This window comes from Pseudomonas sp. HP_01 (assembly GCF_055284355.1).
The window spans coordinates 185,233-198,426 of sequence record NZ_JBTOPV010000023.1 but is presented as its reverse complement, the minus strand read 5'-3'; the positions used below and the strand labels follow the sequence as shown (position 1 = coordinate 198,426).

Here is a 13,194-nt window from a genome sequence, read left to right as displayed (position 1 = left end):
CCGGGAGTGTCGAGATGAGTGCCGACGATAAAAGAATCAGCGAGCTTGCCCACCAGATCTGGGAAACGGAAGGCAAGCCACATGGGCAAGATGCCCGCCACTGGGAAATGGCCAGCAAGTTGGCAGCCGCCGAGGCGAAGTCGCCTAAAAAACCGGCGGCTGCTAAGACGGCGAAGTCCAAGCTTGACGGCAAGGCGGAGCCCAAGGCTGCCGCCGCCAAACCTGCTCCTAAGGCTGCTGCAAAACCGGCTGCGAAGTCTGCTGCCAAGCCTGCAGAGAAGTCCGCTGATCAGACTGCGAGCAAGCCTGAGCCAAAAGCCGATGCCAAGCCCGCCGCCAAATCGGCAGCGAAGGCACCTGCAAAGCCCAAGTCCGCCGCAACCGGTGCTGGCGCTAAACCGGCCAAGCCAGCCGCCAAGCCTTCTGCCAAGAAGCCTGCCGCAGCTAAGCCTGCACCTTGATCGCATGCCCTAACGCGTCACTGCTGCGCAGCTAACACCCCTACCGCAGGGATCGCCTTAAAACGGTCTTGACCCTGCGGTAACTTTCAAACCTGTTGCATCGATGGCGCAGTCACGTACTGAGGCCACGGCTTTGTTCGCCTTCAGGAACTCATTCGAACGTCAGGAATACACATGAGCACGCAAGATAAGAACGCCGCTACACAGAATGAATCCGGCAACGCTGGCAGCCCCGAAGTCACCGCCTCGCGCATTCGTGAAGGCCTGCCCTTCCCGCTGGGCGCCAGCTGGGATGGCCTGGGCGTCAACTTCGCCATCTTTTCCGCCAACGCCACCAAGGTCGAGCTGTGTCTGTTCGACTCCGCCGGCGAAGTCGAGCTTGAGCGTATCGAGCTCCCGGAATACACCGACGAGATTTATCACGGTTACCTGCCCGACGCCCACCCGGGTCAGGTCTACGGCTACCGCGTCTACGGTCCGTACGATCCGAAGAACGGCCACCGCTTCAACCACAACAAACTGCTGATCGACCCGTACGCCAAGCAACTGGTCGGCGAGCTGAAGTGGTCTGAAGCGCTGTTCGGTTACACCATCGGTCACCCGGACGACGACCTCAGCTTCGACGAGCGTGACAGCGCCCCGTTCGTGCCCAAGTGCAAGGTCATCGACCCTGCCTACACCTGGGGCCGCGAACAGCGTGTGGATGTGCCGTGGGACAAGACTATTTTCTACGAGACCCACACCCGCGGTTTCACCATGCGTCACCCGTCTGTGCCCGATGAAGTCAAAGGCACCTTCGCCGGCCTGATGGTCGATGACGTGATCAAGCACATCAAAGGTCTGGGCGTCACCTCGATCGAATTGCTGCCGATCCACGCCTTCGTCAACGACCAGCACCTGCTGGAAAAAGGCATGACCAACTACTGGGGTTACAACACCCTGGCCTTCTTCGCACCGGATCCACGCTACCTGGCCCACGGCAAGATTTCCGAGTTCAAGGAAATGGTTGCGCACATGCACCATGCCAACCTGGAAGTGATCCTGGACGTGGTCTATAACCACACCGCCGAAGGCAACGAGCGCGGCCCGACCCTGTCGATGCGCGGTATCGACAATGCCTCGTACTATCGCCTGATGCCGGATGACAAGCGTTACTACATCAACGACTCCGGTACCGGCAACACCCTCGACCTGAGCCACCCGTGCGTGCTGCAGATGGTCACCGACTCCCTGCGTTACTGGGCAACCGAGATGCACGTCGACGGTTTCCGCTTCGACCTGGCCACCATCCTCGGCCGTTACCACGATGGTTTCAGCGAACGCCACAGCTTCCTCGTGGCCTGCCGCCAGGATCCGGTGCTGCGCTCGGTGAAACTGATCGCCGAGCCATGGGACTGCGGTCCGGGCGGTTACCAGGTCGGCAACTTCGCGCCGGGCTGGGCGGAGTGGAACGACAAATTCCGCGACAACATCCGTGCGTTCTGGAAAGGCGACGAAGGCCAGCTGGCAGACTTCGCCAACCGCATGACGGCGTCGGGCAATCTGTTCAACCAGCGTGGCCGCCGGCCGTACGCTTCGGTGAACTTCATCACCGCCCACGACGGCTTCACGCTGCACGACCTGGTGTCGTACAACGATAAGCACAACGAAGACAACGACGAGAACAACCAGGACGGCAGCAACGACAACCGTTCATGGAACTGTGGCGTCGAAGGCCCGACCGACGATCCGGAAATCAACGCGCTGCGCCTGCGTCAGATGCGCAACTTTTTCTCGACGCTGCTGCTGGCCCAGGGCACGCCGATGGTGGTCGCCGGTGACGAGTTCGCCCGCACCCAGCATGGCAACAACAATGCCTATTGCCAGGACAGCGAGATTGGCTGGGTCAATTGGGATCTGGACGAAGACGGCAAGGCCCTGCTGGCCTTCGTCAAGCGTCTCATCAAGCTGCGTCAGTCGTACCCGATCCTGCGCCGTAGCCGCTTCCTGGTCGGCGATTACAACGACGCGCTGGGGGTCAAGGACGTGACCTGGCTGTCGCCAAGTGGCGAAGAGATGACCATCGAGCAGTGGGAAGATCCGAACGGCCGCTGTCTGGGCATGTTGATGGACGGCCGTGCGCAGGAAACCGGTATCCGTCGTCGCGGCTCTGAAGCCACGCTGCTGCTGCTGGTCAACTCGCACCACGACGGCGTCAACTTCACCCTGCCGGAAGTGCCGGAAGGCCTCAACTGGACCAGCCTGATTGACACCAATCAGCCGGAAATCGACGGCAAGGATCAGTTCGAGTTCGGCAGCGAATACACGGTCACACCGCGCTCGCTGTTGTTGTTTGAACTGCAAAAGGCTCCACAGGCGTAACTACTTGCGTCTGGATTCATAGCGACACGCTTGCCCGCGACAGGGTCGGTCAGCCGGATATAACGGCTGACCGATCCGGTCGCGGGCAAGCTTCGTTTCAGGCACCGGTTTTGCCACCTTCGTATCGCCCCTGCGCTGTACCCCCCGGATTCATTGACCTTGTAGTCACGAATCGACCTTTGTGTTCTGAAACTACAAAATATGTAGTGCCTCACAATAATCACTACAAAGCCATTGACGATGTCTTTTGCCGACTGCATAGTGCAGGCGTCTCCCCGATCGGGAGAGCTGGCAAATGTATTCCGGGCCCGTTCGACACAGCCGTCGAACAACCTCTGGATGTGTGCTGCCCACAAGGCAGATTGATGAAGCCGAACCGGCAAGATCGACCCACCAGGCCGAGCGCTGGCGACACGTCCTCATGACACTTGTGGTCGACCACCCAGTCGCCCGAGTCCTCGAGGCGTCCGCCCTCACTCCCCCAGGCTCGACCTTCCACCTCTGCTCTCATCAATGCCCACACCTTGCGGCCCGGCACCGGCTCTGTGTACCGACGGACCTTGCTTGTCAGCATATGGAAGGAGTGCGAGTCGACGGACGATTCGCCATTGCGTTTGAACTCACTCGATAGATTAACCAGTGGTCAAAAAGGGGTAACAACCATGAACCTGAACAACCAACCTACCATTGATCAATTGGCTCGACTGTTCGCCGCACGCAAGGATTCTCTTGATAGCCATATCCTCTGGGTGTGCGAGGAAGGCAACGTGCACATGGACGGTCTGGGTGCCTGCACCGAGGAAGAACAATTCGAGAGTCAGCACCCGCACATGCGTGCCCGACTGAAGATGTACCGCAAAGGCCACGGCTACGTCGGCAAGAAGGCCGCAGCGGACAAGCAGTTCCTCGGCCAGGTGCTGGAAACCCTGAGCAGTGAGTGGGGCGCCGTGCAGCAAGCGCCTGGCCTGCGCGTCATCGACAAGCTCTGCTGACCGCCGCTGTCCTGACTTACGCTGCCGCCTGCTGATGGTTTTCGCAGGTGGCGGCGGGTTTTTCAGGTGCCGGCTCCTTCTTTGATGTGCCGGCACTCTTCTTGAAACACCCCTCCTCCCCCCTTCTCCGCCTCTCCTGTTTTTGCGTTGAACTTGCCACCGCCAGCCTCTTCCAATACAGGCAGGCCGCATAGACGGTCTCGCATCAATCCATGCAACAGACAACGCCCGCGGGCGTCATTAAGGTGCCGTAATGGATCTGGACAAGCTCAGCAAACACGTCAAAGCCGGAGAAGTCACTGAGGTCAATCTGGTCTCGGTCGAAGGTGGCTCCTATGTTATTCATGCGCTCATGGATGGCAAGTCCAATGCCGTCACCAGCCCGGACGGCAAAGTCCTGCACGTCGCCTCCATCGACGAAGCGCGCAAATGCCTGTCGTCCACCGAGGAAGTTAAGCTTTTCATCGTCCATCCCGTGGTTTACGACGAGATGGTCGGCCAGCCGCACACCACGCCCGAAGCGCCACGCCAACCCATTCCGTTTCGCTCGGGTAATTGATCGGGATGTGAGACCGGCTTCAGCCGGGAAGAGGAATGTGTGATCAACCCGGATTTTATGGTGTGACCACTGACGCCTTCCCGGCTGAAGCCGGTCCTACAAGTCCCAGTCGCAGCGGGTCTCTCTGGATCCGCGCGGCACATTGAGTGGGACCGGCTTTAGCCGGGAAGAGGCCAGCGTAAACACCCTCGGGCTTGCGGTGTGAAAACTGACTTTTTACTGCTGAAAGCCTGGCCTGCAGGGTTTCGCATCGTGCCAGCGAAACCCTCTTTAAAACGCCAGCTTGTACCCGATCGCCACCAGCATCAGCGCCAGGCACGGGCGCAGGATGCCGTCGGGAATGCGACCGGTCAGATGGCTGCCGATGTAGATGCCCGGTAGTGATCCCATCAGCAAGTAGCCCAACATCGACCAGTCCATGTTGCCCATGCTGGCGTGGCCGATGCCGGCGACGAGGGTGAGCGGCACGGCGTGGGCGATTTCGGTGCCGACCAGGCGCCGGGTTTCGAGGAAGGGATAAAGCAGGAACAGCGCTACGGTGCCGAGCGCGCCGGCGCCGATGGACGTGAGCGCAACCATGGTGCCCAGGATGACGCCGGTCAGCACCGTCAGTGCGTTCAGGCTACGCGGGCTGAGGCGGTAGCGATCACCCGCATGCCGCTGGGCAAATGCCAACAGGCGTTTCTTGAAAAAGATCGCCAGCGCGGTCAGCAGCAGCACCACCCCCAGCGCTTGTTTGATGACCGAATTCATCGCGTCCGGCGCAGCGTGCAGGCTGCTCAGAAACCACAGTGTCAGCCCGGCGGCCGGCACGCTGCCCAGGGTCAGCCAGCCAGTAATGCCCCAATCGATGTTGTCGTTCTTTTTGTGAACCAGTACGCCACCGCTCTTGGTGATGGCGGCGTACAGCAGGTCAGTGCCTACCGCCGTAGCGGGGTTGATGCCAAACCACAACAGGATCGGGGTCATCAGCGATCCGCCGCCCACACCCGTCATGCCGACAATAAAACCGACCACCAGCCCTGCGACGACGAAACCTGCGTTGCCAAAATCCATTGTTCTGCCTGACTGCACATTTGAAAGCCGGCGGGCAGAATAGCGATTTTTGCTCTGACGACCTCTGTTTTTCTTATATCGACGCTAGATCAAGACGTTCTATGGTTATAACCGAATGAGTCATCGGCACACGCCTGGGCGTGAATCACGGCTCGCCTTCCCAATAATCCAGCGTCGCGTCGGAGCGCTGCACAGCGGCAAATGCTCGGGACCCATTGATGGTGACCATCGCCTGATACTTGCCGGAGTCCGGGTATTCTCACACTTCTGGCGTCTCCCGGGTGCTGATGGACAAATACTTTAGCGGCGCGTCCGAGGTGTTGATCAACTGGTGGGGATACTCAGGTCCTGGCGGAATGAAAATGACATCGCCGCTGCGGATCGGCAGCATTTCCCCGGCAACACGCAACGTGCCCTGCCCGTCCAGAATGACGAACATCTCTTCCTGAGCGTAGTGAAAATGATAAGGGCACGAGCGCTTGCCCGGCGCGACGATGTCCACCGATGCACCCAGCTTTTGTGCGGCGGTGTCGGTGCCCAGTCGCGCAGCATGGCTTTCGTACAACGGGTCGCGGCGCTCGTGCTGCAGCGGCACCTCATTGAAGTTGCGAATCAGGCGCGCGGCCAATTGGCTTGGGTCGTTGTCCATGCTCACTCCATCAGAAAACGGTCTCAATCACGGGTCGCGGAACATCTGCATCAGAGCGTTTGATGCAAGGCGCACGCGTTAACGGGTGGCAACGATGAACAGGCGCGGGAATGGCAGCAGCACCGTGCCGTCGTCCAGCGCCGGGTAGGCCTGACTGATCGCCTGCAGGTACGCTTCGAGGAACGCCTGCTGACCTGCTTCGTCCAGCTTTTGCAGATACGGCCGCAGCGCCGAGCCTTTGAACCATTCCACTACCGCCCCGTGACCACCAGGTAGAGGATGGTGATACGTGGTGCGCCAGACATCGACCTCGGCGCAATGCGGTCGCAACAGCTCGAAGTAATAGGCCGCAGGGTGTCGATCGGGGTGCTTGACCCCGCCGATCCTGTCGGCCCACTGCGCGCTCGCGGCGATCTCCCGGGCCAGACGATGGGCAGGCTCCTCCAGATTGTCCGGGGTCTGTACCGCCAGCACACCCCCTGGATTGAGCCGGCTGACCAGCCGTGGATACAGCGACGCGTGGTCGGGCACCCATTGCAGCGACGCGTTGGCGAGGATCACGTCGTAACTCTGCGAAGGATTCCAGTTGCCGATGTCCGCCAACTCGAATGCAATGTTCGGCAGCCGCTGACGGGCGTCGCGCAGCATGTCCTCGGAACTGTCGAGCCCGGTCACCGTGGCCTCCGGGAACCGCTCGGTCAGCACTTCGGTGGAATTGCCGGGACCGCAGCCGAGGTCGACCGCGATGTGGGCCGAGGCCAGGGGAATGGCGGCGACAAGGTCGCGTACCGGTCGCGTGCGTTGCTGCTCGAACAGGGAGTACTGCGTGGCGGACCAGCTCATCGGGCCTTCCTTCTGGGTGTACGGAGTGGCCGAGAGTAAAACGCGCGGGCCGGGAGTACAAATGGGGTGAGCTGCAAGCGGCAAGCTGCAAGCGGTTGGCAGCAAGCAGCGGGTGTTCAGATCATGACGCGCCGGGTGAGGTGGCCGAGCGGTGCGGGTCCAGCGCCGGGAACACCGCCGGCCCGGGCATGATCGCGCCAACGCCTGCCGCAATGACCTGCCGGAACACGTCCAACCCGTCGCTGAGCGCAACTGGGTCATCAGCCACGGTAGCCCGCTCCACCGCCGGGTCATGATCAAGTTGGGGATGACCGGGAAAGTGCTTGGCCGTGGCGATCACGCCCGCGCGTTGCACACCGCGTATGAAGGCGCAGGCAATGCGCGCCACTTCGGCGGGATCGGACCCGAGATTGCGCTGGTGCAGCCATGGGTTCACCCCGGTGACCACGTCAACGATCGGCGCCAGGAACAGGTTGACGCCCATCACCCGGGCCGAGCTGGCCATTTCATAGCTGCGCGATTCGACGTCTTCGGTGCTCATGTGAGTCAATTCGGCCGAAGCCGGCATACCGGGCACCAGACTGTGCAGGCGCTGGATGCCGCCAAGCTCCTGATCCACAGCGATCAGCACCGGCGCCTCCGCACACAGCGCCGCCTCCCTGGCGATCGCGGAAAATTGCGCGTCGGTTTCTTCTCGGCGACGCTCGAAACTCATGCGCCGCGCCAGGTATTCGTCGCGGGTCTCGCCCAGCAGTACCGACACGCCGCCGCCTTGCAGATGCCGGCGCACGGGTTCATCCAGCGCGAGCCCGGTAATCGCCGGCATCAAGACTGACCGTGCAGCCCGTTGCAGTTCATCGTGAGACATGTGTGCTCCGTTTATCAGGCAGTAACGAGCAGCGATGGGGGGAATAATATGCTCGTTTTCGCTCACTCTATTCAGTGATCGAGCAGCATGCAAACGTATCGAGCATAGATTAGCGTTTGACTGAGCGATGGCACGCATCAGCGGGAATGACCCGAAGGCTCGACGGCGCCGGTGCGATGGGGGTTTGAAGAGGCGGTGAAAAATTTCAGAGCGTGCACTTTTCATTTGCACGGTTGCTGGTCAACATAGGCGCCCATCGACCCGGTCGAATTGTTTTCGTTTTCTTATTCAGGATGAATTGATGCGCCGTTTATTTCCGTACTCGTTGCTGGGCTGCACCGTGGCCGTGGTGCTGGCGGGTTGCAGCTCTACCCCGAACAACCCGTCATTCAATTTCGATACCGCCAAGACGCCGTCTGACTACGCCAAGTGCATTTACCCCAAATGGCAGCAGATCAAGCCCGGCACGACCATGACCGAGAGCAAGGGCCACTACAAATTGCTGATCTCCGGGAAGATCGCCTCCGATGAAATTCTCGAGGTCTACAAAGGCAACCCAAACACTCGGGTCTTCCTGTACCAGCGCGCTCCACTTTCGTCAGCCTTTGGCCGCAATGCACTGGAAACCGCGGTCCGCGACTGCCTGTAACCCTGGCGTGGATCGTGGTGCGCCGATTCGTCGCACAGCACTGCTCCTAGCGCCCGGAATCGCGGGCTTGGCTTGAGACATGCGCCACGGCCCCGCCATCCGGCCACGCAATCGGGCTGAACTTTTGCTTTTACGGCTTCCTCTGAAAGTGACACCGCCCGCTGATAGCGGGCGCAGCTCAACACTTTTTATTTCAGAGGAAAGCGAAACATGAGCAATCAACTGAACGGCAAGAAGGTTTTGATCATCACGTCCAACACCGGCATCGAGCGCGACGAGCTGCTCAAGCCGCTGGAAGCGTTGAAGGGTCACGGTGCTGCGGTCACCCATGCCTCCATCGAAGGCGGCACTGCGCAACTGTTCCTCAACGACACCGATAAAGACGCCGTTGTCACCTCCGATACCAAGCTGGCCGGCCTGTCTGCCGCTGATTTCGATGCACTGGTCATTCCCGGCGGCACCGTCAACGCCGACACCCTGCGTCAGGACAGCGATGCCCAGAAGCTGGTCAAAACGTTCGCCGACGCCGGCAAGACTGTCGCGTCGATCTGCCATGGCCCGTGGCTGCTGATCGATGCGGGCGTAATCAAAGGCAAAACCCTGACCTCCTTCCCAAGCGTGCGCACTGACTTGGTCAATGCTGGCGCGGCCAACTGGGTCGACGTGGAGGTCAAGGAATGCCCGGCCAATGGCTGGACCCTGATCACCTCCCGCACGCCAGACGATCTGCCGGCCTTCAACGAGGCCATCGCCAAGGCGCTGATGGCGGGCTGAAGCTTCATCAGTACGCCGTAACGTGAGAACACATCGACGCCGCTGATCAGCGGCGTCGCTGCGTTTGGGGGATGGGATAACGCCCGACACGCGAGACGGTGGTCTTCGCAAACGAAAATACTTGAAACCAAATTTCCATCGCTTCGGTCGACATCGAAGGACGCCGCGATCAGCGCAGGTGTCGAGACGAGACACTTCGATGATTGGAATCATTGTCCCCGCGCACAACGAAGAAGATTTCCTGGACGATTGCATCAAGTCCCTGATCGCCGCCTCTGTCCACGAAGACCTTCACGGCGAGCCCGTGGAAATTCTGATCATGCTCGATGACTGCTCCGATGCGTCGGCCCGAGTGGCGGCCGCCCATGGCGTTACCACCCACGTTTGCAGCTACCGCAACGTCGGCATGACCCGCGCAGAAGGTGCTCGACTCATGCTCGAAGACGGCGCCCGCTGGCTGGCATTTACCGATGCCGACAGCGTCGTGCCCTACGCCTGGCTGGCGCACCAGGTCAGCCTGAAGGTGGACGCGGTGTGCGGCATTGTCGAAATCGATGACTGGTCCGGGCATCCCGAGCATGTGCGTCAACGCTACGACTCGCTGTATCGCCCGGTCGATGACCATCGGCACATCCACGGCGCGAACCTGGGTGTCAGCGCCGATGCTTATCGGCAGGCTGGCGGTTTTAAGGCGCTGGCTGCCCATGAGGACGTGCATCTGGTCGCCGATCTGCAACGCATCGGCGCGTCCATCGCGTGGATTTCCGCGAACAGCGTGACCACCAGCGCACGAAAAGACTACCGGTGCAAAGAAGGCTTTGGGGGTTATCTAAACTCACTGGCAGCGACGTCGCTGTCCAGTTGAGGTGCTCCGTCTGGATGCGCCACGGCAGGCACGCCGGCAGGTGGTAGCCACGCGCTGAAACCGGCGGCAGGTGCGGAATTCCGTGCCTTACGACTCCTCTCATTCTTAAGTATCCAACGCCGGGATCCTCCATGCCGCCCATCGATCATTCTGCCCGCCCCGGCGACGACACACTCGGCGGCGGCATGCACAGCGCCAGTGTCGCCATGCCCAAGAGCGGCAACTGGTTCAAGCGGCTCCTCGCGTTCACCGGCCCCGGCTATATGGTCGCCGTGGGCTACATGGACCCGGGCAACTGGGCCACCGACATCGCCGGCGGTTCGAAATTTGGCTACCTGCTGCTGTCGGTGATTCTGCTGTCGAACCTGATGGCCATCGTGCTGCAAGCGCTGTCGGCCCGCCTGGGCATCGTCACCGGATGGGACCTGGCGCGGGCCTGCCGCGAACGCTGCAGCCGCCCGGTGTGCATCGCCCTGTGGATTGCCTGCGAGATCGCGATCATCGCGTGCGATCTGGCCGAGGTGATCGGCACCGCCATTGCGCTGAATCTGTTGTTCGGCATTCCGCTGATCTGGGGCGCGGTGATCTCGGCCGTCGACGTGTTTCTGATATTTCTGCTCATGGGCCGCGGCTTCCGGGCGCTTGAGGCGTTTGTCATCGCGCTGCTGCTGGTCATTTTTGCCTGCTTCGCGATCCAGATGGTGCTGGCCCGTCCTGATCTGGCGGAGCTGTTTGCCGGTTTCATTCCCAAGGCCGAGGTGGTGACCAATCCCGAGGCGCTGTACCTGGCGATCGGCATCATTGGCGCCACGGTGATGCCGCACAACCTGTACCTGCACTCGTCCATCGTGCAGACCCGCGCCTATCCGCGCACGGATGAAGGCCGACGCGTCGGCCTGCGTTGGGCGGTGACCGACAGCACCATCGCGTTGACCCTGGCGCTGTTCGTAAACGCGGCGATTCTGATCACGGCGGCGACGGTGTTTCACAAGGCCGGCAAGACCGACGTGGTGGAAATCGAGCAGGCCTATCATTTGCTTTCGCCGATGCTGGGCGTGGGCATGGCGTCGATGCTTTTCGGCGTGGCGCTGCTGGCCTCGGGGATCAACTCCACGGTCACGGCGACCCTGGCCGGCCAGATCGTCATGGAGGGCTTTCTGCGCCTGCGTTTGCCGGGCTGGGTCCGTCGCCTGCTGACACGTGGGCTCGCGATCATTCCGGTGATTGTGGTGACCAGTATTTATGGCGCCCAAGGCACCGCCAAGTTACTGGTGCTGAGTCAGGTCATCCTGTCGATGCAACTGCCCTTCGCCATCGTACCGCTGGTGCGCTTCGTGTCGGACCGCAAGTTGATGGGCGACTTCGTGACCGGCCCGGTTCTGACGACCCTCGCCTGGGGCATCGCACTGTTGATCATTGTGCTGAACGTGGTGTTGCTGCTGGGGGCGTTTGGGGATTGAAGCTTGTCCCACAGGAGACCGCATTGAAAGTGTGGGACCGGCTTTAGCCGGGAAGACGTCGGTTTGAACACCATCAATTCTGCGGTGTGGCGCCTGACGCTTTCCCGGCCGAAGCCGGTCCCACACTGGATACGCGATCCTGCTTAATGGGTCATCCCGTGGTCATGGCTCATGTCCATCGCGGCGCGAGCCGGAGCTGTGACCTTCACGACTTCGGTCTCGCCCTTGGCGTTCTTCACGGTCAGGGTCAGTGGCACCTGGTCGCCCTCTTTGATCTGGCCGTTCAGGCCCATGAGCATCACGTGGTAGCCATCGGGGTCCAGCGCCACGGTCTTTCCTGCCGGCAGCGGCACGGCGTCGACCGGGCCCATGCGCATGACGTCGTTGGTCATGCTCATTTCGTGGATCTGCACATCCTTGGCCACCGGCGAGCTCACGCTGAGCAGCGTACTGTCGGTGTCAGCGGTAATACGCATGAAGGCCCCCGATGAAGGCTGCCCGGCGACCGTCGCGCGCACCCACGGGTCCTCGACACGCGTCTGGGCAACCGCACTCACACTAACCCCGGCCAACAGGGCAACGACCAAGGTGCGCGAAACGAACGCGCGCGACGCAGCAGAAAACAGAGCATTCATCAGCAGACTTCCATGACAGTGAGCAGGTCTTCCGCGCATTGCTTGGCGGAAAGCGAAGGCGACAGCCCCAGGCGCAGGTTGCCCCGGGAGTCGAAAACGAAGCTGGTCGCGGTGTGGGACATGGTGTAGGTGTTGCCCGCCGGGACCTTTTCGTAAAACACGCCGAATTCTTTGGCGACGTGAGCGGTTTCTTCCAGCGTGCCGCGCAGGGCGACAAACGTGGGGTCGAACTGTTTGACGTAGGCGTCGAGGACCTGCGGCGTGTCGCGCTCGGGGTCGACGGTGATGAAGATCACCTGCAGCGTTTTGCCGTCCTCGCCCATCATCTTCCTGATCTGCGCAGCGCGGGCCAGCGCAGTCGGACACACCGCCGGGCATTGGGTGAAACCGAAAAACACCATCGGCATCAACCCGCGATAGCTCGACAGGGTTTTGACCTCACCGTCGGTGTCGGTCAGCTTGAAGGTGCGGCCCATGATCTTGTTGCTCAGATCTTTGCCGTACTTGAAATCCAGCGCAGTGGTCGAACCGTCACAGCCGGCCAGCAGGCCCAGCCCCAACAGGCCCATGCCGGTGACCACCTGACGGCGGGTCAGAAACTCATTCATCTGGCGAACTCTCGAAAGCAGCGGCTGGCGCCAACGCCAACCCTTTTTTCGTCCACCTCGCGGCACCGCAGGCGTTATTGGCAGCCGCACTGCTAGTCGCGAGGGACGAAGCGAAAAAAACAGGTGCCCGACAGTGTCGCGCAAAACCAGCTTGAAAAGGTTACGAGCGAATTTTACAGAAGCCATCCGATGACGCTGCACACCTTGACGCCCATGGGTTGAGAATCCCCCGCTGCGACAAAACCGCGCACCCGACTCCAAAGCGCGGATCGACTCGTCGGAGCTGAGTCCCTGCCGGATGCAACCGGCACGGCTGGCGGAAGAAATGTTTGAACCCCTCCCCGCTGGCGCTGCCGAATTTCATCAGCAGGCCGCGCAAGCGGGCCAGGCAAAATGCCCGCGCACCCCGCGTAG

The 13,194-nt window shown here is 61.1% G+C and carries 13 protein-coding genes and 1 pseudogene; 8 read left to right on the top strand and 6 right to left on the bottom strand.

Annotation, left to right across the window (positions count from 1 at the left end; all coding sequences use genetic code 11):
- Nucleotides 1-14 precede the first annotated feature (14 nt).
- From ACYAR8_RS14545 to ACYAR8_RS14530, 4 genes are all read left to right on the top strand, one after another.
- A complete protein-coding gene (locus ACYAR8_RS14545) occupies nucleotides 15-461 on the top strand; it encodes a DUF2934 domain-containing protein (protein WP_463580260.1) in 447 nt (148 codons plus the stop codon).
- A 174-nt stretch (nucleotides 462-635) separates the two neighbouring features.
- A complete protein-coding gene (glgX, locus tag ACYAR8_RS14540) occupies nucleotides 636-2,822 on the top strand; it encodes a glycogen debranching protein GlgX (protein ID WP_108121813.1) in 2,187 nt (728 codons plus the stop codon).
- Between the two features lie 662 nt (nucleotides 2,823-3,484).
- Nucleotides 3,485-3,814 (top strand): hypothetical protein, encoded by a 330-nt coding sequence (locus ACYAR8_RS14535; protein WP_074885710.1) that lies wholly within the window; start codon nucleotides 3,485-3,487, stop codon nucleotides 3,812-3,814.
- A 253-nt stretch (nucleotides 3,815-4,067) separates the two neighbouring features.
- Complete coding sequence (locus ACYAR8_RS14530; RefSeq protein ID WP_108121811.1) at nucleotides 4,068-4,373, top strand: DUF6482 family protein; 306 nt, start codon at nucleotides 4,068-4,070, stop codon at nucleotides 4,371-4,373.
- Between the two features lie 270 nt (nucleotides 4,374-4,643).
- Here the strand turns inward: ACYAR8_RS14530 and ACYAR8_RS14525 are convergent, their stop codons facing one another.
- From ACYAR8_RS14525 to ACYAR8_RS14510, 4 genes and pseudogenes are all read right to left on the bottom strand, one after another.
- Nucleotides 4,644-5,429 (bottom strand): sulfite exporter TauE/SafE family protein, encoded by a 786-nt coding sequence (locus ACYAR8_RS14525; protein WP_074885716.1) that lies wholly within the window; start codon nucleotides 5,427-5,429, stop codon nucleotides 4,644-4,646.
- A gap of 145 nt (nucleotides 5,430-5,574) precedes the next feature.
- Nucleotides 5,575-6,078: pseudogene (locus ACYAR8_RS14520) on the bottom strand (cupin domain-containing protein).
- Between the two features lie 78 nt (nucleotides 6,079-6,156).
- Complete coding sequence (gene tam / locus ACYAR8_RS14515; RefSeq protein ID WP_463580259.1) at nucleotides 6,157-6,921, bottom strand: trans-aconitate 2-methyltransferase; 765 nt, start codon at nucleotides 6,919-6,921, stop codon at nucleotides 6,157-6,159.
- 121 nt (nucleotides 6,922-7,042) lie between these two features.
- On the bottom strand, nucleotides 7,043-7,789 hold the full coding sequence (locus ACYAR8_RS14510) for a glycoside hydrolase family 3 N-terminal domain-containing protein (protein ID WP_463580258.1): 747 nt from the start codon (nucleotides 7,787-7,789) through the stop codon (nucleotides 7,043-7,045).
- Nucleotides 7,790-8,090: 301 nt separating this feature from the next.
- Here ACYAR8_RS14510 and ACYAR8_RS14505 point away from each other — a divergent pair, with 301 nt between their 5' ends.
- The 4 genes from ACYAR8_RS14505 to ACYAR8_RS14490 all read left to right on the top strand — a co-directional run bounded on the left by ACYAR8_RS14505 (nucleotide 8,091) and on the right by ACYAR8_RS14490 (nucleotide 11,537).
- A complete protein-coding gene (locus tag ACYAR8_RS14505; RefSeq protein ID WP_074885727.1) occupies nucleotides 8,091-8,438 on the top strand; it encodes a hypothetical protein in 348 nt (115 codons plus the stop codon).
- 210 nt (nucleotides 8,439-8,648) lie between these two features.
- A complete protein-coding gene (locus ACYAR8_RS14500) occupies nucleotides 8,649-9,212 on the top strand; it encodes a type 1 glutamine amidotransferase domain-containing protein (protein WP_463580257.1) in 564 nt (187 codons plus the stop codon).
- Nucleotides 9,213-9,411: 199 nt separating this feature from the next.
- The gene (locus ACYAR8_RS14495; RefSeq protein WP_463580256.1) at nucleotides 9,412-10,077 is read left to right on the top strand and encodes a glycosyltransferase family 2 protein; all 666 of its coding nucleotides are present in this window, start codon (nucleotides 9,412-9,414) and stop codon (nucleotides 10,075-10,077) included.
- 131 nt (nucleotides 10,078-10,208) lie between these two features.
- Nucleotides 10,209-11,537: an Nramp family divalent metal transporter gene (locus ACYAR8_RS14490; protein WP_463580255.1), complete on the top strand. Its 1,329-nt coding sequence runs from the start codon at nucleotides 10,209-10,211 to the stop codon at nucleotides 11,535-11,537.
- A gap of 143 nt (nucleotides 11,538-11,680) precedes the next feature.
- Here ACYAR8_RS14490 and ACYAR8_RS14485 read toward each other — a convergent pair whose 3' ends face one another.
- The gene (locus ACYAR8_RS14485) at nucleotides 11,681-12,172 is read right to left on the bottom strand and encodes a copper chaperone PCu(A)C (protein WP_463580254.1); all 492 of its coding nucleotides are present in this window, start codon (nucleotides 12,170-12,172) and stop codon (nucleotides 11,681-11,683) included.
- Nucleotides 12,172-12,780: an SCO family protein gene (locus ACYAR8_RS14480; RefSeq protein WP_065987131.1), complete on the bottom strand. Its 609-nt coding sequence runs from the start codon at nucleotides 12,778-12,780 to the stop codon at nucleotides 12,172-12,174. The genes ACYAR8_RS14485 and ACYAR8_RS14480 overlap by 1 nt, the downstream gene beginning before the upstream one ends.
- Nucleotides 12,781-13,194: the final 414 nt, after the last annotated feature.

What these genes read in the sequence shown, in the direction of transcription:
- ACYAR8_RS14500 (WP_463580257.1), top strand. Translation starts at nt 8,649, where the DNA reads ATGAGCAATCAACTGAACGGCAAGAAGGTTTTGATCATCACGTCCAAC.
- ACYAR8_RS14530 (WP_108121811.1), top strand. Translation starts at nt 4,068, where the DNA reads ATGGATCTGGACAAGCTCAGCAAACACGTCAAAGCCGGAGAAGTCACT.
- ACYAR8_RS14510 (WP_463580258.1), bottom strand. Translation starts at nt 7,789, where the DNA reads ATGTCTCACGATGAACTGCAACGGGCTGCACGGTCAGTCTTGATGCCG.
- ACYAR8_RS14495 (WP_463580256.1), top strand. Translation starts at nt 9,412, where the DNA reads ATGATTGGAATCATTGTCCCCGCGCACAACGAAGAAGATTTCCTGGAC.
- tam (WP_463580259.1), bottom strand. Translation starts at nt 6,921, where the DNA reads ATGAGCTGGTCCGCCACGCAGTACTCCCTGTTCGAGCAGCAACGCACG.
- ACYAR8_RS14490 (WP_463580255.1), top strand. Translation starts at nt 10,209, where the DNA reads ATGCCGCCCATCGATCATTCTGCCCGCCCCGGCGACGACACACTCGGC.
- ACYAR8_RS14485 (WP_463580254.1), bottom strand. Translation starts at nt 12,172, where the DNA reads ATGAATGCTCTGTTTTCTGCTGCGTCGCGCGCGTTCGTTTCGCGCACC.
- glgX (WP_108121813.1), top strand. Translation starts at nt 636, where the DNA reads ATGAGCACGCAAGATAAGAACGCCGCTACACAGAATGAATCCGGCAAC.
- ACYAR8_RS14545 (WP_463580260.1), top strand. Translation starts at nt 15, where the DNA reads ATGAGTGCCGACGATAAAAGAATCAGCGAGCTTGCCCACCAGATCTGG.
- ACYAR8_RS14505 (WP_074885727.1), top strand. Translation starts at nt 8,091, where the DNA reads ATGCGCCGTTTATTTCCGTACTCGTTGCTGGGCTGCACCGTGGCCGTG.
- ACYAR8_RS14525 (WP_074885716.1), bottom strand. Translation starts at nt 5,429, where the DNA reads ATGGATTTTGGCAACGCAGGTTTCGTCGTCGCAGGGCTGGTGGTCGGT.
- ACYAR8_RS14535 (WP_074885710.1), top strand. Translation starts at nt 3,485, where the DNA reads ATGAACCTGAACAACCAACCTACCATTGATCAATTGGCTCGACTGTTC.
- ACYAR8_RS14480 (WP_065987131.1), bottom strand. Translation starts at nt 12,780, where the DNA reads ATGAATGAGTTTCTGACCCGCCGTCAGGTGGTCACCGGCATGGGCCTG.